General features: G+C 70.5%; 20 protein-coding genes. 16 read left to right on the top strand and 4 right to left on the bottom strand.

The genetic code is table 11. From position 1 onward, the window contains the following. Window positions 1–26 precede the first annotated feature (26 nt). Complete coding sequence (locus QQX13_RS01055) at window positions 27–1,583, bottom strand: DUF349 domain-containing protein (RefSeq protein ID WP_301152186.1); 1,557 nt, start codon at window positions 1,581–1,583, stop codon at window positions 27–29. After that, window positions 1,580–2,407 (bottom strand): peptidylprolyl isomerase, encoded by an 828-nt coding sequence (locus QQX13_RS01050; RefSeq protein WP_301152185.1) that lies wholly within the window; start codon window positions 2,405–2,407, stop codon window positions 1,580–1,582. Before QQX13_RS01050 ends, QQX13_RS01055 begins: the two co-directional genes overlap by 4 nt. Before the next feature lie 67 nt (window positions 2,408–2,474). Here QQX13_RS01050 and hisS point away from each other — a divergent pair, with 67 nt between their 5' ends. Both hisS and aspS read left to right on the top strand, forming a co-directional pair. Beyond that, window positions 2,475–3,833, top strand: coding sequence for a histidine--tRNA ligase (gene hisS, locus QQX13_RS01045; protein WP_301152183.1), 1,359 nt, complete (start codon window positions 2,475–2,477; stop codon window positions 3,831–3,833). A gap of 56 nt (window positions 3,834–3,889) precedes the next feature. Then, window positions 3,890–5,656, top strand: coding sequence for an aspartate--tRNA ligase (gene aspS / locus QQX13_RS01040; protein ID WP_301152182.1), 1,767 nt, complete (start codon window positions 3,890–3,892; stop codon window positions 5,654–5,656). Window positions 5,657–5,667: 11 nt separating this feature from the next. On the opposite strand, the gene QQX13_RS01035 is transcribed toward aspS, so the two are convergent. Beyond that, window positions 5,668–6,612 (bottom strand): EamA family transporter, encoded by a 945-nt coding sequence (locus QQX13_RS01035; RefSeq protein WP_301152180.1) that lies wholly within the window; start codon window positions 6,610–6,612, stop codon window positions 5,668–5,670. A gap of 72 nt (window positions 6,613–6,684) precedes the next feature. Between QQX13_RS01035 and QQX13_RS01030 the strand changes: the two genes are divergently transcribed. Beyond that, a complete protein-coding gene (locus tag QQX13_RS01030; RefSeq protein WP_301152179.1) occupies window positions 6,685–7,584 on the top strand; it encodes a LysR family transcriptional regulator in 900 nt (299 codons plus the stop codon). Here QQX13_RS01030 and QQX13_RS01025 read toward each other — a convergent pair. After that, window positions 7,568–9,817, bottom strand: a complete 2,250-nt coding sequence (locus tag QQX13_RS01025; protein WP_301152177.1) for an MMPL family transporter — start codon at window positions 9,815–9,817, stop codon at window positions 7,568–7,570. The two genes, QQX13_RS01030 and QQX13_RS01025, sit on opposite strands and share 17 nt — an antisense overlap. Window positions 9,818–10,004: 187 nt before the next feature. Between QQX13_RS01025 and QQX13_RS01020 the strand changes: the two genes are divergently transcribed. The 13 genes from QQX13_RS01020 to QQX13_RS00960 all read left to right on the top strand — a co-directional run bounded on the left by QQX13_RS01020 (window position 10,005) and on the right by QQX13_RS00960 (window position 25,386). Then, on the top strand, window positions 10,005–11,555 hold the full coding sequence (locus tag QQX13_RS01020) for an S-layer homology domain-containing protein (RefSeq protein WP_301152176.1): 1,551 nt from the start codon (window positions 10,005–10,007) through the stop codon (window positions 11,553–11,555). Window positions 11,556–11,597: 42 nt separating this feature from the next. Continuing rightward, a complete protein-coding gene (locus QQX13_RS01015; RefSeq protein WP_301152174.1) occupies window positions 11,598–12,923 on the top strand; it encodes a replication-associated recombination protein A in 1,326 nt (441 codons plus the stop codon). 146 nt (window positions 12,924–13,069) lie between these two features. Then, window positions 13,070–13,696, top strand: coding sequence for a 30S ribosomal protein S4 (gene rpsD, locus QQX13_RS01010; RefSeq protein WP_062464577.1), 627 nt, complete (start codon window positions 13,070–13,072; stop codon window positions 13,694–13,696). A gap of 146 nt (window positions 13,697–13,842) precedes the next feature. Then, window positions 13,843–16,515 carry an alanine--tRNA ligase gene (gene alaS / locus QQX13_RS01005; protein ID WP_301152173.1) on the top strand — a complete coding sequence of 891 codons (2,673 nt, stop codon included), beginning with the start codon at window positions 13,843–13,845 and terminating at the stop codon, window positions 16,513–16,515. Further along, window positions 16,508–16,975, top strand: a complete 468-nt coding sequence (ruvX, locus tag QQX13_RS01000; RefSeq protein ID WP_301152172.1) for a Holliday junction resolvase RuvX — start codon at window positions 16,508–16,510, stop codon at window positions 16,973–16,975. Before alaS ends, ruvX begins: the two co-directional genes overlap by 8 nt. Continuing rightward, window positions 16,968–18,116 carry an endolytic transglycosylase MltG gene (mltG, locus tag QQX13_RS00995; protein WP_301152170.1) on the top strand — a complete coding sequence of 383 codons (1,149 nt, stop codon included), beginning with the start codon at window positions 16,968–16,970 and terminating at the stop codon, window positions 18,114–18,116. The genes ruvX and mltG overlap by 8 nt, the downstream gene beginning before the upstream one ends. Before the next feature lies 1 nt (window position 18,117). After that, window positions 18,118–18,963 (top strand): shikimate dehydrogenase, encoded by an 846-nt coding sequence (locus QQX13_RS00990; RefSeq protein ID WP_301152168.1) that lies wholly within the window; start codon window positions 18,118–18,120, stop codon window positions 18,961–18,963. 69 nt (window positions 18,964–19,032) lie between these two features. Beyond that, a complete protein-coding gene (locus QQX13_RS00985; RefSeq protein WP_301152166.1) occupies window positions 19,033–20,697 on the top strand; it encodes a GspE/PulE family protein in 1,665 nt (554 codons plus the stop codon). Window positions 20,698–20,808: 111 nt separating this feature from the next. Then, window positions 20,809–22,509, top strand: a complete 1,701-nt coding sequence (locus QQX13_RS00980; RefSeq protein WP_301152164.1) for a type IV pilus twitching motility protein PilT — start codon at window positions 20,809–20,811, stop codon at window positions 22,507–22,509. 17 nt (window positions 22,510–22,526) lie between these two features. Further along, on the top strand, window positions 22,527–23,762 hold the full coding sequence (locus QQX13_RS00975; RefSeq protein ID WP_301152162.1) for a type II secretion system F family protein: 1,236 nt from the start codon (window positions 22,527–22,529) through the stop codon (window positions 23,760–23,762). Between the two features lie 99 nt (window positions 23,763–23,861). Then, entirely contained in the window at window positions 23,862–24,251 is a 390-nt protein-coding gene (locus QQX13_RS00970) for a prepilin-type N-terminal cleavage/methylation domain-containing protein (protein ID WP_301152160.1), read from the top strand. A gap of 104 nt (window positions 24,252–24,355) precedes the next feature. Continuing rightward, a complete protein-coding gene (locus QQX13_RS00965; RefSeq protein WP_367305452.1) occupies window positions 24,356–24,784 on the top strand; it encodes a type IV pilus modification PilV family protein in 429 nt (142 codons plus the stop codon). Beyond that, window positions 24,781–25,386 carry a PulJ/GspJ family protein gene (locus QQX13_RS00960; protein WP_301152158.1) on the top strand — a complete coding sequence of 202 codons (606 nt, stop codon included), beginning with the start codon at window positions 24,781–24,783 and terminating at the stop codon, window positions 25,384–25,386. The genes QQX13_RS00965 and QQX13_RS00960 overlap by 4 nt, the downstream gene beginning before the upstream one ends. The last annotated feature ends 6 nt before the right edge of the window (window positions 25,387–25,392 follow it).

Raw genomic sequence — 25,392 nt, 5'->3', positions numbered from 1 at the left:
CGCGGCCCTGCGGGATCGGCTGCGGGTCAGAGCACGTCGAGCCACGACTTCTGCGCGGCGAGCGTGTCCTCGAGCTTCTTGGTGTCCTTCTTCGCCTTCTTGGCCACGGCGATCTCCTCCTCGAGGGAGGCGATCGACGCCTGGAGCTGGGTGGCCATGCCGGAGCTGCGGGCCTCCTTCTCCGGGTTGCGGCGGTCCCACTCGGCCTCCTCGGCGTCGCGGACGGCCTTCTCGACCGCACCCATCCGCTTGGCCAGGCGGGCGGCGTCCGCGCGCGGCACGCGGCCGGCGGCCTCGAAGCGGTCCTGGAGCGGGCGGAGCGCCTGCTTGACGGCCTGCAGGTCCTTGATCGGCAGGAGCGCCTCGGCCTCGACGACCGCGGCCTCCTTGCCCTCCACGTTGCCCGACAGGGCCTCGTCCTCGGCGTCGGACGCCGAGCGCCGGGCCTCGAAGAACGAGTCCTGGGCGGCCTGGAACCTCTTCCACAGCGCGTCGTCGACGCTGCGTCGGCCACGCCCGGCGGTGCGCCACTCGCCCATCAGGTCGCGGAAGCCACGGGCGCCGCGGTCCCAGTCGGTGGTCTGCGCGAGCTCCTCGGCCTTGGCGACCAGGGCCTCCTTGCGCGAGGCGACGTCGGTGTTGGCACGGTCGAGCTCGGCGAAGTGGTGCTTGCGAGCCTTCTCGAAGGCCGAGCGGGCGTGGGTGAAGCGCTTCCAGAGCTCACGCTCGACGTCCTTGGGGATGCGGGCGCCGGCGCGCTGCGCCTCCTTCCACGCGTCGAGCAGGGCGCGCAGCTCCGCCGTGTCGTTCTTCCAGTGGACCTGGCCCTCGGGCTTCGCGGCGAGCGCCTCGGCGGTCGCGACGATCTGCTCGCGTGCGGCGAGCGCCTCCTCGCGGGCGACGCGCCGCTCCTCCAGGATCCGGTCGCGGACCGTCACGGCCTCGGAGCGGATCTCCTCGAGCCGCGCCTTGACGGGGTCGAGATCGCCGACCACGGCGGGCGTCGACACGGCGGCGTCGAGGTGCGCGAGGGTCTCGTCGATGTCCTTGGGGCCGAGCTCGGCGGTCGCGAGTCGGGCGTGGAACCGCTCGACGGACGCCTCGAGCTCGAAGTACGCGACCGCGTAGGCGTGCAGCGCATCGTCATCCGCTGCGGGACCCACCTCGACGCGCTCGTCGTCGACGATCACGTAGGCGACGCCGTCCTCGACCAGGCCGTGCGCGAGAGCCTCCTCCATGCGCTCCTCGCTGACATCCGCGACGACGGGCACCGCGACCACGTGGTGCGTGGCCTGCTTCGCGACGACGACGGGTGAGGGCGCCTTGAACGAGCCGGGCTTCGGTGCGCCGGGCTTGGGGGCGCGCGGCTTGGGCGCGGCGGCGGCAACCGGGGCCGCCGCGGCGGGCTCCTCGGCAGCCTCCGGAGCCGGCGCCGCCGCCTCGTCCGAGGCGGCCTCCGTCTCCTCGGTCGCGGCCTCGACCGCCTCGACGGCGGTCTCCTCGGCGGTGGGGGTCTCGGCCTCCGCGGGCGCGCCCGCGGGAACCTCGGTGGTCGGCGCCTTCTCGGCGTCGGAAGCGGTCATGAGACGGATACCTCGTTCACGATGACGGACAGGGCCGGGCGACCGTCGGTGTCCCCGGTGATGGTGCCTGCGGCGGCAACACGGTCAACAATATCCAGTCCGTCAACCACGTGACCGAACACGGTGTAGCCGCCGGCCGCGTCCGCGGGGATGGTCGAGTCCTCGTAGACCAGGAAGAACTGGCTGCCCATCGACTCGCCGTCGCCGCCGACGCGGGCCATGGCCAGCGTCCCGGCGGGGTAGACGTCGTCCGCCGGCGCGTTCTCGACGGGGCCGAAGCGGTAGGCGGGGCCGCCCGTGCCGGTGCCGGTGGGGTCGCCGCACTGGAGGACGTAGATCCCGGCGGTCGTCAGCCGGTGGCAGTCGGTCCCGTCGAAGTAGCCGTCTCCCGCGAGGGCGAGGAACGATGCGACGGCCTGGGGCGCCGCGGCGCCGTCGAGCTCGACGACGAGGTCACCCTGGTTGGTCGAGACCGTGGCGGTCCAGGTCGCGCTCTCCGCGGTCGCGGGGTCGGGCGGCTCGGGCGAGACGGCCCAGCCGGTCATCTCCTCGCCGTCGGCGACGTCGACGGCGTCGTCGGTGGAGGTGCCGGAGGTCGCGGTGGCGGACGGCTCGGAGGCGGCCGCGGTCGAGGCGCCGCTGGAGTTGGCCTGAAGGGCCACCAGGATCACGGCCAGGCCGCCTCCCAGCACCAGCCCGGCGATCACCAGGATCGCGGTGATCCGGATCACCCGCTGCTTGCGCGCCTCCTTGGCGGCGCGGCGGGCCTCGTAGTGCTGCTGCTTCTTGGCGGCCTGCGCGCGTGCCTGCTTCTTGGTGGTCATCGTCTCTGCTCCTGGATCGCGACTGCCCGCGCAAGTCTACGGTCACGGATACGGGACAATGGGCGGCATGGCTCGCGTGCAACCACTGTCCGGATTCCCCGAATGGACCCCGCAGGAGCGGCTGGTCGAGGCCCATGTGCTGGCCACGCTGCGGGAGGTGTTCGCCCTCCACGGCTTCGGCGAGATCGAGACCCGCGCCGTCGAGCCGGTCGAGCGGCTCGCGGGCGACTCCGAGGCATCCAAGGAGATCTACGCGATCGGGCGCCTCAACGCCGACGAGCAGGCCGGGCGCGAGGCCAAGCTGGGCCTGCACTTCGACCTCACCGTGCCGTTCGCTCGCTACGTCGAGGAGAACCAGGGGCGCCTCCAGTTCCCGTTCCGCCGCTTCCAGATCCAGAAGGTCTGGCGAGGCGAGCGGCCGCAGGAGGGGCGCTTCCGGGAGTTCTACCAGGCCGACATCGACGTCGTGGGGCGGGACCGCCTCCCTGAGCACCTCGAGGCGGAGGTCGCGATCGTGATGGCGCGCGCGCTGCGCGAGCTGCCGCTGCCCCCGGCCCGGATGCACCTCAACAACCGTGCCCTGGTCGAGGGCTTCTACCGCGGCGTCGGGATCCTCGACGTCGCCGGCGCGCTGCGGTCGGTCGACAAGCTCGACAAGATCGGCGCGGACGGCGTGCGCGAGGAGCTGCACGGCAAGGGCGTGAGCCCCGAGGCCGTCGGTGCGATCCTCGAGCTCGCGGCGATCCAGACGCCGGACGGGTCGTTCGTCGACCTGGTCGAGGCGCTGTGGGACCACGCGCCGATCGTGGACGACGCGGACGAGGCCCGCGAGCACTTCGATCGGGGCGCCCGGTCGCTCGCGGCGCTGGTCGACGCCGTGAACGCCGCCGTCCCCGACACCGCGCTCGCCGATCTGCGCATCGCGCGCGGGCTCGACTACTACACGGGCGCGGTGTACGAGACCGTGCTCGAGGGCCACGAGGACCTGGGATCGATCTGCTCGGGCGGTCGCTACGACTCCCTGGTGGCCGGTGGAGGGTTCCCCGGAGTCGGCATGTCGATCGGCGTCAGCCGGCTGGTGAGCCGGATGCTCGGCGCGAACCTCGCGACCGCGACCCGTTCCGTGCCGTCGGCCGTGCTGGTGGCCGTCACCGACGAGGAGCACCGTGCGGCCTCGTCCGCGCTCGCCGACCGCCTGCGCACGCGAGGCATCCCGACCGAGGTGTCGCCCAACGCCGCGAAGTTCGGCAAGCAGATCCAGTACGCCGACCGTCGTGGGATCCCGTTCGTGTGGTTCCCGCCGGCGCCCGACGACGGCGGTGACGGCGAGGTCAAGGACATCCGCTCAGGCGATCAGGTGCCCGCCGACGCCGACGCCTGGACGCCCCCGACCGAGGACCTGAAGCCGCGCATCGTCCGCGGCTAGACTGGTACCCGCTCTTCACAACCCCCGCGCTCCTCGCGCGATAGAAAGGCAAGCCCTTGCTCCGCACGCATCTCGCTGGAAACCTGCGCGCCGCCGACGCCGGCGCCACCGTCACCCTCGCCGGTTGGGTGGGCCGCCGCCGCGATCACGGCGGTGTCGCCTTCATCGACCTGCGCGACGCCTCGGGGCTCGCGCAGATCGTGATCCGCGAGGAGGTCGCGCACGCGCTGCGCACCGAGTACGTCATCCAGGTGACCGGCGAGGTCCGTCTGCGGCCCGAGGGCTCCTCCAACCCGAACATGCCGTCGGGTGAGATCGAGGTCGCGGTCAGCGACGTCACCATCCTCAACGAGTCGGCCCCGACGCCGTTCCCGATCGACGAGCACGTCACCGTGGGAGAGGAGGCGCGCCTCAAGCACCGCTACCTCGACCTGCGTCGCCCGGCGCCGCGCTCCAACATCGTGCTGAGGTCCGAGGTCAACAAGGCCGCCCGCCGCGTGCTCGAGCGCCACGACTTCCTCGAGATCGAGACGCCCACGCTGACGCGCTCCACCCCGGAGGGCGCCCGCGACTTCCTGGTGCCCGCTCGCCTGTCGCCCGGCTCCTGGTACGCGCTGCCGCAGTCGCCGCAGCTGTTCAAGCAGCTGCTGATGGTCGCCGGCATGGAGCGGTACTACCAGATCGCCCGCTGCTACCGCGACGAGGACTTCCGTGCGGACCGTCAGCCCGAGTTCACCCAGCTCGACATCGAGATGAGCTTCGTGGACCAGGACGACGTGATCGCGCTGGGCGAGGAGCTCGTCAAGGAGCTGTGGGCGCTCATCGGCTACGAGGTCCCGCTGCCGATCCCGCGCCTGACCTTCGCGGAGGCGATGGCGCGGTTCGGCTCCGACAAGCCCGACCTGCGCTTCGGCCTCGAGCTCACCGAGCTGACCGAGTACTTCGCGAAGACGCCGTTCCGGGTGTTCCAGGCGGAGTACGTGGGCGCGGTGGTCATGCCCGGCGGCGCCTCGCAGCCCCGCAAGACGCTCGACGCGTGGCAGGAGTGGGCCAAGCAGCGCGGCGCCAAGGGTCTCGCGTACGTGCTGGTGCAGGAGGACGGCACGCTCGGCGGCCCCGTCGCGAAGAACCTGTCCGAGTCCGAGCTCGCGGGGCTCGCGGAGGCCGTGGGCGCCAACCCCGGAGACTGCATCTTCTTCGCGGCCGGCCGGACCGGCGCGTCGCGCGCGCTGCTCGGCGCCGCGCGGAACGAGATCGCGAAGCGGGTCGGCCTGATCGACGAGGACCGCTTCGAGTTCTGCTGGGTGGTCGACGCGCCGCTGTTCAAGCCCGTCGACGTGGACGACGACGACGTCGCGCTCGGCCACTCCGCCTGGACCGCGGTGCACCACGCGTTCACCAGCCCCAAGCCCGAGTTCATGGACACCTTCGACACCGACCCGGGTCCGGCGCTCGCCTACGCCTACGACATCGTCTGCAACGGCAACGAGATCGGCGGCGGCTCGATCCGTATCCACCGCCAGGACGTGCAGGAGCGCGTGTTCCGCGTGATGGGGATCGGCGAGGAGGAGGCGCAGGAGAAGTTCGGCTTCCTCCTCGACGCCTTCCAGTTCGGCGCGCCGCCGCACGGCGGCATCGCGCTCGGCTGGGACCGCGTCACCGCGCTGCTGGCCAAGGCCGACTCGATCCGCGACGTCATCGCCTTCCCGAAGTCGGGCGGCGGATACGACCCGCTCACCGCCGCTCCGGCGCCGATCACGCCGGAGCAGCGTGCCGAGGCGGGCGTCGACTTCGTGCCCGAGGAGGAGCCGGCCGAGGCGTAGGCCGAGGCCTCTCAGCCGTCCACGAGCGCGGGATCCCTCCGGGGGTCCCGCGCTTCGTCGTGCGAGGGCACGGTCGCGGGGGGACGCGCGGCGCGAGGCCCGCGGGCGCTCCACAGCACGCCCCCGATCACGAGGGCGCCGCCGGCGAGCTCGAGAGGCGCGGGCGCCTCACCGAGCGCGAGCCAGGCGGTCGAGATCCCGACCACCGGCACGAGCATCGAGAAGGGCGCGACGGCGCCCGCGGGATGACGTGCCATGAGCCAGACCCAGATCCCGGAGCCGAGCAGCGTGCCGAGGAGCACCGTGTAGCCGAGCCCGATCCACGCGGGGACGGCCGCGGCGCTGAGCGAGGTCGTCAGCGAGGCGCCGATGCGAGCGGGGCCCTCGACCACGAGCGAGAGCGTGAACATGGGCAGGGGCGGGACGATGCTCATCCACAGCACCAGGTGCAGCGGCCTCTCGGCACGGGCCTGGCGGCTCGCGAGGTTGCCGAGCGCCCAGCCCAGCGCGCCCAGGACGACGAGCAGGAACGGTCCCAGCGGGGCGGATGCGCCGTAGGACAGGCCCACCACGGCCAACCCGGCCGTGGCGACCCCGACCCCGACGAGGCGCCTGGCGCCGAGCCGCTCCTTGAGCAGGAGGGCGCCGAGCAGCACGGTGAAGGGCGCCGACGCCTGCAGCACCAGCGAGGACAGCCCCGTCGGGAACCCGGCGGCCATCCCGAGGTAGAGGAACAGGAACTGGAGCGTGCCGAACCCCAGGCCGTAGCCGATCAGCCAGCGCCACCGCACCTGGGGTCGCGGCACCAGGATGAGCGTGGGCACGGCGATCAGCGCGAAGCGGAGCGCGACCAGGAACAGCGGGGGGAACTGCGCGAGGGACGCGTGGATCGCGAGGAAGTTGAGTCCCCAGAGGATGGCGACGACGATCGCGAGGAGGACGTGGCGGGCGGGCATGGTGTCAGCATGGTCGGCGTGGCGAGTGAAGGACAAGCGCACAGAGCTGCAGTGCAAGTTTAGGATGCCTTCATGGAAGTCCGTCATCTCGAGCTCCTGCGCGACCTCAAGGAGAGGGGCACGCTCGGTGCCGTCGCCGCGGCGACCTACCGGACGCCGTCGGCGCTGTCGCAGCAGCTCCGCACCGCGGAGCGCGAGCTCGGCGTCGCCCTGGTCGAGCCGGCCTCCCGCGGCCTGCGGCTCACCTGGGCGGGGGAGATCCTCGCCGCCGGCGCGGACGATGTGCTCGCTGCGCTCGCCCGGGTCCAGGCCGCGGTGGATGCCGGCCGGGGCCAGCCGGCAGGGACCGTGCGGATCGGGACGCTCCCATCGGCGGGCGCGGCGCTGCTCCCCGCGGTGCTCGAGCGGCTCGCGGGGGGCCGGATCACGATCGAGCTCGAGGACTTCGACCTGGCGGAGGCGGACTACGCCGGGCGCACCCTCGATCACGACCTGGTGATCGCCCACAGCCTCGCCGCCGACGTGCCGCTCGGCGCCGAGGGGCTCGTCTCCCGTGTGATCGCGCGCGAGCCCATCGACGTGGCGGTCGCGACCGGTCATCCGCTCGCCGCTCGAACGGCGCTCGAGCCGGCGGACGTGGCCGGCGAGCGGTGGATCGCCGTGCCCCGGGGGTTCCCGTTCGCGACCATCCTGGAGTCGGTCGAGGCCGCGACGGGCGCGACGCTCGACCGCGTCATCGAGATCCGCGACAACCGCCTGGTCGAGTCGCTCGTCTCGCGCGGCGTCGGGGTCGCCCTGCTGCCCCGGTTCTCCACCCCGCGAGGCGACTACCGCCTGGTGCCGCTGCGCGGGGTGCGGGCGGTGCGCAGCATCGTCGCGATCGGTCGCGCCGACCGGGTCGAGCGCCAGGCGGTGCGGGCCGTGCTGGACCTGCTCGCCGATGTCGGCGCGGGCCTCAATGCTGGAGGTTGAGTCGACGGTGGAGGCGGCGGAGCGGCGCGGGCGCCCACCAGTTCCAGTCGCCCAGGAGCGTCATGGTCGCGGGCACCAGCAGCATGCGCACCACGGTCGCGTCGAGCAGCACGGCGAACGCGAGGCCCACGCCCACCTCCTTGATCATCAGCAGGTCGCCCAGGGCGAAGCCGAGGAACACGAGCACGATCACGGTGGCGGCGGAGGTGATGATGCGCCCCGAGCGCTGGAGACCCTTCCTGACCGCCGCATCGTTCGACTCGCCGGCGTCGACGTACTCCTTGACGCGTGACAGCAGAAACACCTCGTAATCCATGGCGAGGCCGAAGCCGAAGGCGACGATGATCACCGCGACGTAGGTCTCGACGCCGCCGGTCGACGTGAACCCGAGCGTGGCCTCGAGGTGGCCCTCGCCGAAGATCCACGTCACCACGCCGAGCGTCGCGAGCAGCGACAGCGAGTTGATGAGGAGGGTCTTGAGCGGGACCAGCAGGGACCCCGTCATGAGGAACAGCAGCACGAACGTCGCGATGACCACGACGGTGCCGGCGATCAGCGCGCCCTCGCGGATCGCGTCGGTGAAGTCGAGCTGCGTCGCGGCGACCCCGCCCACGTGGACCTCGACGTCCGTGGGGACCTGCCGGATGTCGCGGACGACCGCGGTGGCCTCGGAGCCTGACGAGTCGGCGGCTGCGAGGCGGACGCCGACGAACGTCTCGCCCCCGGCGACCTCGGGCTCGAGGACGGCGGTGACCCCCTCGACCTCGGCGACCGCGTCGAGGTACGGCGCGAGCTCGCCCGGGCTCGCGAGCGAGTGCAGCGTCACCGCCGGCTCCGCGAGGTCAGGGAAGCCGACGGTGAAGGCGTCGATGTAGTCCCGGCGCTCGTTGCCGACCGGCAGGGCCTCGATGTCCGAGCTGCGCAGGTTGAGCTGGAGCACGGGGGAGGCGAGCACGAGCAGGAGCGCCGTGGTGGCGGCCACCACGAGCCACGGCCGGCGCTGGACCCACCCGGCCAGACGCGAGAAGGCGCCGTGCTCGCGGTCGACGTTCGACGTGGTGCGGATGACCCGGCGCAGGCCGGGGACGCGCGCGAGGAGGCCCGCCCCGACGATGCGGGGCGCCAGCAGGTACAGCACCGCCGGGACGATCGTGAGGGCCGCGATCATCGCGGTGGTCACCACGCCGATCGCGGCGCCGCCGAAGCCGCGCATCATCTCGGGGCTGAAGAAGATCATGCCGCCCACGGACACGGCCACGATGAGCCCGGAGAACAGCACCGTGCGTCCGGCCGTCGCGAGCGTGCGCTCCAGCGCCTCGGCGCGCGCCTCCCGCGGGTCGGTGCCCGCGCGGTGCAGCTCCTCCCGGAAGCGGGAGACCAGCAGCAGCCCGTAGTCGATCGACAGGCCGATGCCGAGGACGGTGACCACGTTGACGGCGCTCTGGTCCAGGTCGAGCAGGTAGGAGAAGCCGTAGAGGACCGCGAGCCCTCCCGCGATCGAGGCGATGGCGCCCGTGAGCGGCGTCGCGGCGGCGAGGAAGCCGCCGAAGACGAACACCATGACGATCAGCGCGGCGGGCAGCGCGACGATCTCCCCGGTGATGAGGTCCTGCTCGAGCTGCTCCGTGAAGTCGTCGAACACCAGGGGGTTGGAGAACGCGCGCGACACCGCGTCCGGGTGGGCGGGGGTCATCGCGTCGACGTGCCCGGCGACCAGGTCGGCGATCTCCAGGTGCGTCTCCAGCGGGTCGTCGTCGCCGAAGCTCTCGAAGGTGACGTCGATCAGGTACCCGGTGCGGTCGGCGTCGATCAACGCCGCCATCTGCGCAACCGGATCCACCTGCGCGGCATCGGGATCGGGGACGAAGGCGGGGCCCGCACCGAGCCCGAACGGGCTCGCGACGGTCGCGACGCGGGGGAGCGTCGCGATCTCGTCCACGGCCTCGGCCGTCTCCTGGGCGACCACCGCATCGTCCACGTCGACGCCGGTGACGTAGATCGCGAGGCGCGGCCCCGTCTCCGGGTCCTGCGTGCGGATGCGCGCCTCGTAGACCTCCCAGGAGTCCGAGCCGGTGACGAGCGGCGGACCCGTGGTCACCCGCTGGAACAGGCCCTCGCCGGTGACGCCGACCGTGGCGAGGGCGTACAACCCGAGCGTTCCGAGCACGGCGAGGACGACCACGGTGCGAGGGGCGCGCGCGATGACCCGCGCCAGCCGGACCAGGGGGCTCATGGTCACAGGCTAGGGCGCGGCGCGCGGCACGGACAGGGCGAAACGTGACATTTCTCACCGTTCGGATGCTGGGGTCCGTCTGTGCTCTCCGTTAGGGTCGCAGGGAGCCGCGGAACCAGGCAGGGTTCGGCGGCGCACGCAGCGACCCGGGCTCGCCCCCTCGACGCCCGGAGGGACGGAGGCGAACGTGCGGACCCCCTTCACCCGAGCGCGGACCCTGGCGGGTGCGCTGATCGGGCTCATGCTGGTCGGGGTCGCGACGCCCTCCGCGAGCGCGGCCACGGGCTTCGTGGACGTCAGCGACGACCACCCGTTCGCGACGGAGATCCGCTGGATGGCGGATGCCGGCATCTCGAACGGCTGGTCGACGGGATCTGGGAACGAGTACCGCCCGGGCGCGACCATCACCCGCGACGCGATGGCGGCCTTCCTGTACCGCTACGCCGGCTCGCCGAGCTTCTCCGCGCCCCGCACGCCGTCCTTCAGCGACGTGACCCCGCAGACGTCCGAGTTCTACAAGGAGATCGAGTGGCTCGCGGCCGAGGGCATCTCCACGGGCTGGTCCGATGGGACCTTCCGGCCCCTCCGATCGGTGAGCCGCGACGCGATGGCGGCCTTCCTGTTCCGGTTCGCGGACGGCGAGGAGACCGACGCCGCGACGGCGTTCGCGGACTCGGGCACCTCGGAGCACGCCGTCGCGATCGAGTGGCTCGCGACCCAGGGCATCTCGGAGGGATGGCTGAACTGGCGCGGCCGGGTGTTCAAGCCGAAGCTGAGCATCGCGCGCGACGCGATGGCGGCGTTCCTCTACCGCCTCGAGCACGGCGCGGAGCCGGTGCTCGCCCATGAGCCGGTGTTCGAGGAGAGGGCTCGCGTGTACGTGACGGCGAGCACGGTATACGTCAGGTCCAAGCCGTCGAGCTCCGCCGGCGTCAAGGCGATGGCGTACAAGAACGCCACGGGCATGTTCGACGGGGCGCGCGAGTACGGCTGGCAGCGCGTCGAGATCGGCGGCACCGTCGGGTGGATCCAGACCACGAACCTCACGCGCACCAAGCCGGGCTCGACCACGCAGCGGATCGGCCTCAAGTCGGCGGAGATCGTGGTGCGGGACTCGCCGTCCACGTCCGGCTCCGTGCTCCTGCGCATCTCGCAGGGCGAGCGCGGGCAGTTCCTCAACGTCCGCCGCAACGGCGAGTGGTGGCAGGTGCGCTTCCGCGACACGGTCGGCTGGGTGAAGGCCTCCAAGCTGAACCTGGCGCCGAAGTACAACGCGTCGAAGGCTCTCGCCAAGGCGTGGTCGCAGGTCGGGTACCGGTCGCCGGACTGGAACAACAACAAGTTCAACGACTGGGCCGGTGGCGACAACCCGTGGTGCATGGTGTACCAGATGTGGGTCATGGACCAGATCGGCTTCCCGCAGGGCGTGCCCTTCGAGCTCCTGTTCTCCGACTGGGCGAAGGAGGCGATGGCGTCGGGCGTGGTCGACACGGATGTGAAGGCCTCCGACCTGCAGCCGGGCGACATCGTGCTGGTCGACTGGGCGCCGTACAACGGCCCGACCCACACGGGCATGGTCGACCACGTGGTGAACAGCACCACCGTGGTCCTGGTGGAGGGCAACACGCTCGACGGCACGGGTGACCGGACGCGCGGCGTGTACGTGCGCACCCGGCAGATCGTCGACATGTACGGCGTCTTCGACCCCGACGAGTACGCGCGCGTCCACGGTTTCTGAGCCGCGCACGCGCTGTCACCGGCACCGCCTACGCTGGTCCGCATGGATCTGTTCGACTCGGCGCGCACCGGCGCGTCGGGCGTGCCCGAGACCTTGGGCAACGCCCCGCTCGCGGTGCGCATGCGGCCCCGCAGCCTCGACGAGGTCGTGGGCCAGTCGCACCTGCTCGCCGACGGGTCCCCGCTGCGCCGGCTGATCGGCGACGATGCGCCGGCGACCTCGGTGATCCTGTGGGGCCCGCCGGGAACGGGCAAGACCACGCTCGCGTACCTGGTGGCGGGCAACAGGCGGTTCGTCGAGCTGTCCGCCGTCACCGCCGGCGTCAAGGACGTGCGGGCCGTGGTGGACGACTCGAAGCGCCGGATCGCGACCGGCGAGCGCGAGACCGTGCTGTTCGTCGACGAGATCCACCGCTTCACCAAGAGCCAGCAGGACGCGCTGCTGCCCGCCGTCGAGAACCGCTGGGTGACGCTGATCGGCGCGACCACCGAGAACCCGTCCTTCTCCGTGGTGGGGCCGCTGCTGTCGCGGTCGCTGCTGCTCACGCTGCAGCCTCTCGGGGGCGAGGACATCGCCGCGCTGCTGGCGCGGGCGGTGGACGATGCGCGGGGTCTGGGCGGCTCGGTGGACCTCGAGGAGGAGGCGCGCGATCACATCGTGCGCGTCGCGGGCGCGGACGCGCGGAAGGCGCTGACGCTGCTCGAGTCCGTCGCGCAGGCGGCGGACGGCGGCACCGTGACGGCCGCGCTGACCGAGGCGACCATGGACGCGGCGCTGGTGGCGTACGACAAGTCCGGCGACCAGCACTACGACGTCATCAGCGCGTTCATCAAGTCGGTCCGCGGCTCCGACGTCGACGCGGCGCTGCACTACCTGGCCCGGATGGTGGTGGCGGGGGAGGACCCGCGCTTCATCGCGCGCCGGCTCGTGATCCTCGCGGCCGAGGACATCGGGCTCGCGGACCCGCAGGGGCTGGTGATCGCCCAGGCCGCCGCCGACGCGGTGAGCTTCATCGGGATGCCGGAGGGGCGGATCGTCCTCGCGGAGGCGACCGCCTACCTCGCGAGCGCCCCCAAGTCGAACCGCGCGTACGTCGCGATCGACAAGGCGATCGCGGACGTGCGCGCGGGCCGCGCCGGCGTGGTCCCGGGGCACCTGCGCGATGCGCACTACGCCGGGGCCAAGGACCTCGGGCACGGGAAGGGCTACCAGTACGCGCATGACGCCCCCCACGGCGTGGCGGCGCAGGAGTACCTGCCGGAGACGCTCGAGGGCGCCCGCTACTACGAGCCCACGGAGCACGGCTACGAGCGCACGCTCAGCGAGCGGCTGCGCATGATCCGCGGGATGCTCGGCCGGGAGTCCTGAGACCGCGCGTCGTCCGTGGCGCCCGGGCCCGTGCTCTGGTAATCTTTTCTCGCCCTCGCGGACGGTTGGCTGCTGTCGCCGCGAACTCAGCACACACAATCATTTCCAGGTGCGCATCCGCGCGCGCCTGGGCAGTGAAGGAAATCATGACCTCTGTTCAGAAGGCACGTCGCCAGGTCCGCCTGTCGCGCAGCCTCGGGATCGCGCTGACCCCGAAGGCCGTCAAGCACTTCGAGAAGCGCCCCTACCCGCCGGGTGAGCACGGCCGTACCGCCCGCCGCAAGGAGAGCGACTACGCCGTGCGTCTGCGCGAGAAGCAGCGTCTTCGCGCGCAGTACGGCCTCCGCGAGAAGCAGATGACCTCGACCTACGCCGAGGCGAAGAAGGAGTCCGGTCTGACCGGTGAGGCCTTCGTCGAGCTTCTCGAGATGCGCCTCGACGCCCTGGTGCTGCGTGCCGGCTTCGCCCGCACCATCCTCCAGGCCCGTCAGTCGGTCCTGCACCGCCACATCCTCGTGGACGGCAAGATCGTCGACCGCCCCTCGTTCCGCGTGAAGCCCGGCCAGACCATCCAGGTCAAGCCCAAGGCCGTCACCATGGAGCCCTACATGGCCGCCGCCGCCGGTGCTCACCGCGACGTGCTGCCCCAGGTGCCCGAGTACCTCAACGTCACGCTTGAGAAGCTCACCGCCACGCTGGTCCGCCGCCCGAAGCGCGCCGAGGTCCCCGTGACCTGCGACGTGCAGCTGGTCGTCGAGTACTACGCGCGCTGATCGCACCGCGAGGCACTGAACCGCCTCGCACCGCCGAGGGCCGCGGCGTCCCGCCTCACGAGGCTGGGATGCCGCGGTCCTTTGCGTAGGATTCACCACGGGCGTCGCCGCCCGCTCCACCGAGAGATACGAGGACCGAGGACACGATGCAGACCTCAGAGATCGCCACGCGCTGGGTCGACTACTTCGCCAAGCAGGACCACCACATCCAGCCCAGCGCCTCCCTCGTGTCGCCGGATCCCTCGCTGCTGTTCACGGTCGCCGGCATGGTGCCGTTCATCCCGTACATCATCGGCACCGACGTCTCGCCGCACCCGCGCATCGCCTCCGTGCAGAAGTGCATCCGGACCAAGGACATCGAGGAGGTCGGCAAGACCACCCGCCACGGCTCGTTCTTCCAGATGCTCGGCAACTTCTCCTTCGGCGACTACTTCAAGGAAGGCGCGATCAACTACGCCTGGGAGTTCCTCACCGGTCCGGAGTCCGAGGGCAACCTGGGCTTCGACCCGGAGCGCTTCTGGGTCACGGTCTGGAACGAGGACCACGAGGCGATCTCGCACCTCCAGAGCGTGGGAGTGGACAAGTCGCGGATCGTGCGCCTGACGCGCGAGGAGAACTTCTGGGACACCGGCCAGCCGGGCCCCGCCGGCCCCTGCGCCGAGTGGCACTACGACCGCGGCCCCGAGTTCGGTCCGGAGGCGGTGGGCGGCACGGTCGACCCGGGCGGCGACCGCTACCTCGAGATCTGGAACCTGGTGTTCGACCAGTACCTGCGCGGGGAGGGGTCGGGCAAGGACTACCCGCTGATCCGCGAGCTCGACCAGAAGGCGATCGACACCGGCGCCGGCCTCGAGCGCATCGCGTACCTCAAGCAGGGCGTCGCGAACATGTACGAGACCGACGAGGTGTTCCCGGTCATCGCGAAGGCGCAGGAGCTGTCGGGCAAGACCTACGGCGCGGATGGCGGCGACGACGTCCGCATGCGCGTGGTCGCGGACCACGTGCGCTCCGCGCTGATGCTGATCGGCGACGGCGTGACGCCCGGCAACGAGGGCCGCGGCTACGTCCTGCGTCGCCTGATCCGCCGCTCCGTGCGCGCGATGAAGCTGCTCGGCGTCGACGAGCGCACCATGCCCGAGCTGCTGCCGGCCTCGCTCACCGCGATGAGCGCGACCTATCCCGAGCTGGAGGCCAACCGCTCCCGCATCGAGGCGGTCGCGTACTCCGAGGAGGACGCGTTCCGGCGCACCCTCACCAACGGCACCACCATCTTCGACACCGCGGTCACCAAGGCGAAGGCCGACGGCGCCAAGGCGCTGTCGGGAGCCGACGCGTTCGAGCTGCACGACACCTACGGCTTCCCGATCGACATCACCCTCGAGATGGCGTCTGAGCAGGGCATCCAGGTCGACGAGGCGAAGTTCCGCGAGCTCATGAAGGAGCAGAAGGAGCGCGCCCGCGCCGATGCGAAGGCCAAGAAGGGCGGCCACGCGGACGTGGGCGTCTACAACGGCATCAAGGAGGCCTCGGGGCTCACGGAGTTCCGCGCCTACGAGGAGCTGAACACCGCCACCGAGATCACCGCGATCATCAAGGACGGCGTGAGCGTGCCCGTCGCGCAGCAGGGCGAGACGGTCGAGGTGATCCTGCCGCAGACCCCGTTCTACGCGGAGTCCGGCGGCCAGGAGGCCGACTCGGGCGTGATCCGCTCGGCGCACGGCACCCTCGAGGTGATCGACGTCCAGAAGCCCGTCAAGGGCCTGATCGTGCACACGGTCAACGTGGTCGAGGGCGAGGTCGCGCAGGGCGACCAGGTCTCGGCGGAGGTCGACCCCGAGTGGCGCCTGGGTGCCCGCCAGGCGCACTCCGGCACGCACCTCCTGCACGCCTCGCTGCGTGAGGTGCTCGGCCCCGACGCGCTGCAGTCCGGCTCGTACAACAAGCCCGGCTACCTGCGCCTCGACTTCTCGTGGCCCTCGGCGCTGTCGCCCGAGACGCGCTCGGAGATCGAGGAGGTCACCAACCGCGCCATCCGCGCCGACCTGGGCGTGTCCGCGCAGTACATGACGCTGCCCGAGGCGAAGGAGTGGGGCGCGGTCGCGCTCTTCGGCGAGACCTACGACGAGACGGTCCGCGTGATCCAGATCGGTGGCCCCTGGTCGCGCGAGCTCTGCGGAGGCACCCACGTCGAGCACTCGAGCCAGGTGGGGATGGTCGCCGTCAGCGGCGAGTCCTCGGTGGGCTCCGGCTCGCGCCGCATCGAGGCGTTCGTGGGCATCGAGGCGTTCCAGAAGCTCGCGGCCGAGCGCGCGCTGGTGTCCGAGCTCACCACCACGCTCAAGGTGCAGCCCGGCGAGCTCAAGGGGCGGGTCGAGAAGCTGCTCGAGCGGCTCTCCGAGGCGGAGAAGCAGCTCACCGGCTACCGCCAGGCGGCGATGCAGCAGGTCGCGGCCGGCCTTGTGGAGAAGGCCGTCGACGTGTCCGGCGTCCGCGTGGTCACGCATCAGTCGACGAACGCCACGGGTGGCGACGACCTGCGCAACCTGGTCACCGACGTCCGCGCCCGGCTGGGCGAGGGTTCGCCCACCGTCGTCGCGATCGCGGTCGACGTGGACGGCCGTCCCCAGATCGTGGTCGCGACCAACGCCGCGGCGCGCGAGGTGGGGCTGAAGGCGGGCGACCTGGTGAAGACCGCATCGTCGATCCTGGGCGGCGGTGGCGGCGGCAAGCCGGACCTCGCGCAGGGCGGCGGCCAGGACGCCTCGAAGATCCCGGCCGCGCTCGAGGCCGTCGCGGCGGCCGTGGGGGCACGTGCGTAGGGGAGTGGCGCTGAGCGTCGACGTCGGGACCGTGCGGATCGGCGTCGCGGCGTCCGACCCCGACCGGCTGATGGCGTTCCCGGTCGACACCGTCCAGCGGGGCAAGGGCGATGTCGCGCGGGTGGCGGCCATCGCCGCGGAGCGGTCGGCGACCGCGATCTTCGTGGGGCTCCCGCGGAAGCTGTCGGGCCAGGAGGGGGCGAGCGCGGCGGACGCCCGGGGATTCGCGGAGGCGCTCGTGGAACTCGTGGACGGCTCGGTCCGTTTGATCGACGAGCGCTTCTCGACCGCGACCGCCTCCCAGGCGATGCGGAGCGCCGGCCGCGACGCGCGCCGGCAGCGCACGGTGATCGACCAGGCCGCGGCCGTCGTGATCCTGGAGAACGCAATGGACGTTGACAAGAACGGTAATCTCGATGCGGTGACCATCGAGGTGCCGCGCAAGGGGAATGATGACTGACCTTTTCGACGCCGAGGTAGAGGCGACCACCACCACGTCGCTGGACCTGCGGCGCCTGCAGCGCCAGAAGCGCCGGGCCGCGCGCCGCCGCATGACGCTGATCGTGACGGCCGTCGCGCTGGTGCTGTTCGGCATCGGCGCGTCCGTGGCGTACAACTTCATGGGGTCCTTCGAAGGCAGCGAGAGCGCCGCCGCGGCCGACTTCGAGGGCCCCGGTCAGGGCACCGTGCAGGTGGTCATCGAGCAGGGCGCGACCGGCTCCGACATGGCGACCGTGCTGTACGACGCCGGCGTCATCGCGTCCACCCAGGCCTTCATCGTCGAGTGGAACAACAACCCCGACTCGTCCTCGATCAAGCCCGGCTACTACTTCATGCACAAGGAGATGAAGGCGGAGTATGCGCTCCAGGCGCTGCTCGACCCGTCCAACCGTGACGTGCGCACCATCACCGTGCCCGAGGGCAAGACGCTCGACTACTACGCGCAGGCGATCGTCAACCTCACGGGCGCTACGCAGGAGGAGGTCGAGGCCGCGATGGCCGACACCTCGGCGCTCGGCCTGCCCGCCGAGGCGGACGGCAACCTCGAGGGCTGGCTGTTCCCCGCGAAGTACGAGTTCGACCCGGGCGTGACGCCCACCGAGGTGCTGCAGAAGATGGTGCTCCAGACCATCAAGGTCCTGGACAAGTACGGCGTCGACGCCGACGACCGCGAGGACATCCTCACGGTGGCCTCGCTGATCGAGCGCGAGGCGAAGCTCGCCGACGACCGCCCGCTGATCGCCAGCGTGATCTACAACCGCCTCGCGATCGACATGAAGCTCGAGCTCGACTCGACCGTCAAGTACCTGTCGCCGTCGGAGGGCGTGTTCACGTCCGACGAGGAGCGTGCGATCGACTCCGAGTACAACACCTACGCGAACACGGGGCTCCCGCCGGGGCCGATCGCGGGTCCGGGCGAGGCCTCGATCAAGGCGGCCGTGCAGCCGGCGGACACCGAGTACCTGTTCTTCGTGACCGTGAACCTCGAGACCGGCGAGACCAAGTACGCGACCGAGTACGCCGACCACCTCAAGAACGTCGAGGAGCTGCGCGCGTGGGTCCGGGAGAACCAGACCACCACCGAGAGCTCCGACGGCTGACGTGACCGGATCGGCGGCGCCCAGGCGCGCCGGGGTGCTGGGCCACCCCATCGGCCACTCGTTGTCGCCGACCCTTCATCGCGCCGCCTACGCCGCGCTCGGGATCGACTGGGAGTACGACGCCTACGACGTCGACTCCGGCGGGCTCGGCGCGTTCATCGAGGGACTGGACGGCTCGTGGGCGGGGTTGTCGCTGACGATGCCTCTCAAGGTCGAGGCCGTCCCGTTGATGGACTTCGTCGAGCCCATGGCGAAGCTGGTCGGCGGCTGCAACACGGTGCTCCTCCAGAACGTGGGCGGCGCACGGCACCTGGTGGGTGCCAACACGGACGTCTGGGGGATCCAGGCCGCGTTCCGCGAGGCCGGGGTGACCGCCGCATCGTCCGGTCTGATCCTCGGTGGCGGCGCCACGGCGACCTCCGCGATGGCGGCGCTGGGCTCCCTCGGCGTGACCGCGCCGTACGTGGCCGTGCGGTCGCGCGGGCGTGCCGGCGGGCTGCTGCGCGCGGCCACGCGCATGGGCGTGGCGCCGCGGTTCGTGACGTTCGAGGAGGTGCCGGCGCTCGCCGCGCACGTGGACGTCGCGGTCTCGACGGTGCCGGCCGCGGCGGGCGCGGAGATCGCATCGACCCTGGTCTCCGTGAGCGAGGGCGCCGCGCTGCTCGATGCCGTGTACGAGCCGTTGGTGACGCCGCTGGGGGCTCGCTGGGCGGCGCTGGGCGGGGTCAGGATCGGCGGCGAGAGGATGCTGCTGCACCAGGCCGGGGAGCAGATCCGGCTCATGACCGGCCGGGAGGCGCCGCTGGCCGCGATGGACGACGCGATGACGCGGGTGTTGCATATCTGACATTCATGCCCGACCCTGAGGGTGCCGATGTTAGTTTGCGAACGACATCGGGAGTCTGAGGGGACGATTGTGAAGCAGCTTGGAACCATCCTGCTCGAGGATGGCGCGCTCAGCGAGGAGCAGCTCGGCGAGGCGATCGACGAGCAGCAGACCCGTGGGCAGTCGCTGGGGCGCACCCTGGTGGAGATGGGCTACATCTCCGAGGGGCAGCTCGTGCGCGCCCTCGCGTCTCAGGTGGGCATGGAGTTCGTCGAGCTCGCCGACTACCCCGTGGACCGCGCGGCGGTGTCGCTGGTGCCCGCGGCCGTGTGCCGCCGCCACACCATCCTGCCGCTGGCCGTCGACGGGACCGTCATCCGCGTCGCGATGTCGAACCCCGGCAACGTGGTCGCGGTCGACGACGTGCGCACCATCACCCGCATGCAGGTGGTGCCGGTGGTCGCGGCGCACGACGACGTCATCACGGCGATCGACCGCTACTGCCGCGCGGACACCGAGCTCGAGGACCTGCAGGAGTCCATCGAGGGCGAGGTCAACCTCGACGAGGAGGACCTGTCGGGGACCGCGATGGAGGACGACGCGCCCATCGTGCGCTTCGTCAACCTGCTCATCACGCAGGCCGTGCAGGACCGGGCGTCGGACATCCATATCGAGCCCACCGAGACCGACCTGCGCGTGCGCTACCGCATCGACGGCGTGCTGCACGAGATGCAGCGGGCGCCCAAGGCGATCTCCGGCGGCGTCATCTCCCGCCTCAAGATCATGTCGGACATCGACATCGCGGAGCGCCGCAAGCCGCAGGACGGCCGCCTGTCCGTCAACCACCAGGGCCGCAAGATCGACCTCCGTGTCGCCACCCTCCCCACCGTGTGGGGCGAGAAGGTGGTCATGCGTATCCTCGACAACTCCACCGCACGGCTGGACCTCGAGGACCTGGGCATCCGCGAGGGCAACCAGGAGATCTACGCGCAGAGCTTCAACAAGCCCTACGGCATGATCCTGGTGACCGGCCCGACGGGTTCCGGAAAGTCCACCACCCTGTACGCGACGCTGAACCAGATCTCGCGGCCCGAGGTCAACGTCATCACCGTCGAGGACCCGGTCGAGTACCGCATCCCTGGCATCAACCAGGTGCAGGTCAACCCCAAGGCGGGGCTGACGTTCGCGTCGGCGCTTCGGTCGATCCTGCGCTCCGACCCGGACGTGGTGCTCGTCGGTGAGATCCGCGATCACGAGACGGCGCAGATCGCGATCGAGGCGGCGCTCACCGGTCACCTGGTGCTGTCGACGCTGCACACCAACGACGCGCCCTCGGCGCTGACGCGACTCATCGAGATGGGCATCGAGCCGTTCCTGGTGGGCTCCGCGATCGACTGCGTGGTCGCCCAGCGACTCGCGCGTCGGCTGTGCGAGCACTGCGCCACGGAGTACGAGATCCACGAGAACGAGATCCCGGCGTCGGTGGGGTGGACGCCGGGGGAGAAGGTGCCGACGCTGATGCGCCCGCAGGGCTGCTCGCGATGCTCGAACACGGGCTATCGCGGGCGTGTCGCGCTGCATGAGGTCATGGCGATCGACGAAGATATCGAGCGTCTCGCGGTGGCGCGTGCCAGCTCCGCGGATATCGCCCGCAACGCCGCGGAGCGAGGGATGGAGACGCTCATCCAGGACGGATGGGCGAAGGTGGTGGACGGGGTGACATCCCTGGAAGAGCTGCTGAGAGTGGTCAAGTAAGCGAAATAGACCGCATTCAGTGGAATTCATCACAGTTATTAAGAACTGGACAATCCTGTCGATAGTGTTACCGCAGACGCAAGGAAAGTGCGTCGCGCTGAGGGAGGACGCATGAGCATGCAGTTCACGCCTGGGGAGCAGCCGTGGCGGCCGACGCCGCCGCCGGCGCAGCCCGCGGCGCCTGAGCAGCCGGCGGACGCCGCTGAGCAGGGTGCTCCTGCAACCTCGCCCGAGGCCGCTCCGGCGGCTCCTGCGGCCGCCGCGCCGCCCGCGTATCAGCCTCCCGCCGCTCCGGCGCAGCCGGCGCCGCAGCCCCCGGCTGCCGGTGGCCCCGCGCTTCACCAGACCGGTCAGGCACCCGCCCGCTCCTCGTTCCTCGAGGAGCAGCGTCCGCTGGCCGCGGCTCCGCAGATGCCGGCGCCCACGCACCAGCCGTCCGTCCGTGCGCAGGGCATCCCGGCGTCGGCGCAGGAGGCTCCCGCCGCATCGTCCTTCGCTGCGTTCGAGGCGTCGAACCAGGCCGCGGCCGAGGTCGAGGCGCGGCCCGCGCCCGCCGTGGACCCGGCGCAGGCGTTCGCCGCGGCGGCCGCCGCCGAGCTCCCGGCAGCGCAGCGCGCGTTCGCGCCCGCTCCCGAGCCGGTCGAGGAGAAGAAGGAGGCGCGCCCCGCGCCCATCCAGGTGAAGCCGCGCTCGACCCAGATCGGCGCCCGCGTCGGGATGAGCAACGAGCGCCAGGAGAGCGACCTCGACGTCAACGCCGCGCTGCGCGGCATGATGGCCGTCGGCGCGTCGGACCTCCACGTCACGGCCGGTGTGCCCCCGATGGTCCGTCTCGACGGCGCGCTCACGCCCCTCGAGGGCTTCGAGCGGCTGACGCCCGAGAGCCTGCAGCGGTCGCTGTACGGCATCCTCACGCAGGCGCAGCGCGAGCGCTTCGAGGAGGAGCTCGAGCTCGACTTCTCGTACTCGGTGGTGGGCGAGGCCCGCTTCCGCGTGAACCTGTACAAGCAGCGCGACGCGCTCGGCGCCGCCTTCCGTGTGATCCCGTACGAGATCAAGCCGCTCGAGGCGCTCGGCATTCCCGAGGTCGTCGGGTCGTTCTCGCAGCTGCCGCGCGGGCTGGTGCTCGTCACCGGCCCGACCGGTTCCGGAAAGTCGACGACGCTCGCGTCGCTGGTGGACCTGGCGAACCGCTCGCGCAGCGCGCACATCATGACGGTTGAGGACCCGATCGAGTTCCTCCACCGCCACAAGCGGTCGATCGTCAACCAGCGCGAGGTCGGCGCGGACACGCGCTCCTTCAACAAGGCGCTCAAGCACGTGCTCCGCCAGGACCCCGACATCATCCTCATCGGTGAGATGCGCGACCTGGAGACCATCTCGGTGGCTCTGACCGCCGCGGAGACCGGCCACCTGGTGTTCGCGACGCTGCACACGCAGTCGGCGCCGGCCACCATGGACCGCATCATCGACGTGTTCCCGCCGGAGCAGCAGGGCCAGGTGCGCACGCAGCTCGCCGCCGCGATCCAGGGCGTCATGTGTCAGACCCTGCTCAAGCGCGCGGACGGCCCCGGCCGTGCCGTGGCCGTGGAGATCATGGTCGCGACGCCGGGCATCCGGAACCTCATCCGTGAGGGCAAGACCCACCAGATCTACACGTCCCTCCAGGGCGGCGCGTCGATGGGCATGCAGACGATGGACTACCACCTGGCGGAGCTGGTCAAATCGGGCCGGGTGGACTACGAGGCGGCATCGGAGATGGCGCACTCGCAGGAGGAGTTCAACAGGCTCTGCGGTCGGCACGGACGGTAGCGGGGGAGGGCTGAGGGATGGCAACGGCTACTGCGGTCAAGAAGTACGAGTACGAGGCTCGCGACGCTGCGGGCAAGATCCGCAAGGACTCGATGGAGGCGCCGTCCTCGGCGGCTGTCGCCTCCCGCCTTCGCGAGCGGGGCTACACCGTGCTGTCCGTCGACGAGGCCGGCGGCAAGGGGCTCAACGCCGACATCACGATCCCGGGTCTCGGCGAGAAGATCGGCCTCAAGGACATCGCCATCATGTCGCGTCAGCTCGCGACCATGATCAACGCGGGACTGTCGCTGCTGAGGTCGATGCAGATCCTCACAGACCAGACCGAGAACAAGGCGCTCCAGAAGGTGCTCGCTGAGGTGCGCACCGATGTCGAGACAGGTAAGTCGTTCTCGATGGCGCTGGGCCGCCACCCAGGCGTCTTCCCGCCGATCATGATCAACATGGTGAAGGCGGGAGAGGTCGGCGGATTCCTCGACAGCGTGCTCGTCAGCATCGCGGAGAACTTCGAGAAGGAGGTTGCGCTCCGCAACAAGATCAAGTCGGCGATGACCTATCCGGTGGTGGTCTTCTGCATCGCGATCCTTGGCGTGGCCGCCATGTTGCTGTTCATCGTGCCGGTGTTCGCCACCATGTTCGAGGATCTCGGAGGCGAGCTCCCCTTCGCCACGCAGGTGCTGGTCACGCTGTCGGACGTCCTGAAGATCGCGGCGATCCCGCTTGTGATCGCGATCGTGCTCTTCGCGGTGTGGTGGGGGAAGAACAAGCACCGCTACGAGGTGCGCGAGAAGGTCGAGCCGGTCTACCTGAAGCTGCCGATCTTCGGCAAGCTGATTCAGAAGATCGCAGTGGCGCGCTTCACCCGCAACCTGGGGGCCATGGTGCGCTCGGGTGTGCCGATCCTCCAGGCGCTCGACATCGTCGGTCAGGCCTCGGGCAACGTGGTGATCGAGCGGGCCACCAAGGACGTGCAGAACTCGGTCCGCCGCGGAGACAGCCTCGCGGGACCGCTCGCGGCGCACAAGGTGTTCCCGCCGATGGTCGTCCAGATGATCTCCGTCGGCGAGGACACCGGCGCGCTCGACACGATGCTCGACAAGATCGCGGACTTCTACGACCAGGAGGTCGAGGCGACCACGGAGCAGCTCACGTCGCTGATCGAGCCGCTGATGATCGCGGTGCTCGGCTCGTTGATCGGCGGCATGGTCATCGCGTTGTACATGCCCATCTTCAAGGTCTTCGACCTCATCGGATAACTACAGACTTCCGTTCGGGTCACCGGACGGTTGGTGAGCTGGACCTGGGGGCTCAGCTCGCATCACCCCATAGAGATAGCAAATTCAAAGGAGAGCACCATGCTCGCTCGCATCCGCAAGGCAATGGAGGAGAAGGACCAGGGCTTCACCCTCGTCGAGCTCCTCGTCGTCATCATCATCATCGGCATCCTCGCCGCCGTTGCGATCCCGCTGTACCTGAACCAGCAGGCGAAGGCCAAGGACTCGGCCACGCAGTCCGACCTCAAGAACGCTCAGATCGAGCTCGCCAGCATGATGGTCGAGGACCCGACTCTCGACGGCGCCGTCGACACGGCTGGTTTCCCGAAGTCGCCCGGCACTGAGTGGATCAGCGCGACGGTCAACCTCGGCGCGGAGGAGTTCTGCATCGACGCGACCAACCCGCAGGGCAACGTCAAGGGCTACTTCATCGACGAGGCCGGAAACGTCGCAGCCGGCACCTGCGCGTAATTCATCCTCGACGCTGTGTCGGCGGGGCGGCCATGCTCCGCCGACACAGTGGGTGAGGGCTGTCCACGCCATACCGAACCGTCGTTGGAGGGATTGACACCGTGATGGAGCAGCAGCGAGATGAGGGCTTCGGCCTGACAGAGGTCATGGTCGCCATGATCGTGCTCGCGCTCGTCATGGTGGCGATGCTTTCGATCGTTGTTCAGGGGCTGGCGTCCACGGCGCGCAACGCGACCTACGCGACCGCCTCGGAGTTGGTCCAGCAGCGCCTCGAGCAGGCGCGGGAAATCTCAATCGGCACGGATACGAGCCGCTGCGCCGACATGCTCGCGTCGGTCGCCGCCGTCGGTCCCGCGGTCGACGACGGTCGGGGGGTCATGATCACGGTCGCGGGCACCATGACCGGGACCTGCGACACCACGGTCGACTCGATCGTCGCGGTGACCGTGACGGCGACGACGACCACGCCCGGACTTGTCTCGCCGCTCGCGGAGACGACCACCAACATCTACGTCAAGGCGTCGCCATCATGATCCCCAAGAAGAGAGACGATGGCTTCACCCTGGTGGAGCTCCTGGCGTACATCCTCATCCTGGCCGTGGTGATGGCCATCGCCGTCGCCTACTTCATCCAACTGATCAACCACCAGGGTCACGTCCGGGACACGGCCGAAGCGGGTGACAGCGCGCAGCTCGCCTTCAAGGCAATGGAGACCGACGTCCGATCGTCATCGTGGGCGATTGTTGCGCACGGCGGTGACCTGTTGGTCCTTCAGTCGAGGGTGGTCACCTCGGCAGGAAGTGACGCCGAACGTTGCGTGGGCTTCTATTTCAACGCTTCGACCGGAGACGTGCACCGCACAACGTCGACGTCCGGCGCCGAGACGAAGGCGGCGCTGGCTGCCCCCGACGACGCGTCGGCCGCAGCGGTCGCAGCCGACTGGCCGGTCCTCGTCTCCAACGTCGACCAGAATGGTGGCTCTCAAGTTTTCGGCCCTGGTACCGGCGCCCTCGGGCGTGGTGACTCGGTGGAGATGGACCTGGTCGTGGAGACGTCCGACGACTGGCCTTCGTGGAACTTCCAGAAGAGCATCGCTCTGCGGCCACAGTCCAGCGAGATCCTCGATTGCTATTAGGACGGG

It is taken from the genome of Demequina lignilytica (genome assembly GCF_030418375.1).
GTDB lineage: Bacteria > Actinomycetota > Actinomycetes > Actinomycetales > Demequinaceae > Demequina > Demequina lignilytica.
The sequence above is the reverse complement of the archived record's forward strand: the minus strand, read 5'-3'. Positions and strand labels throughout refer to the sequence as shown.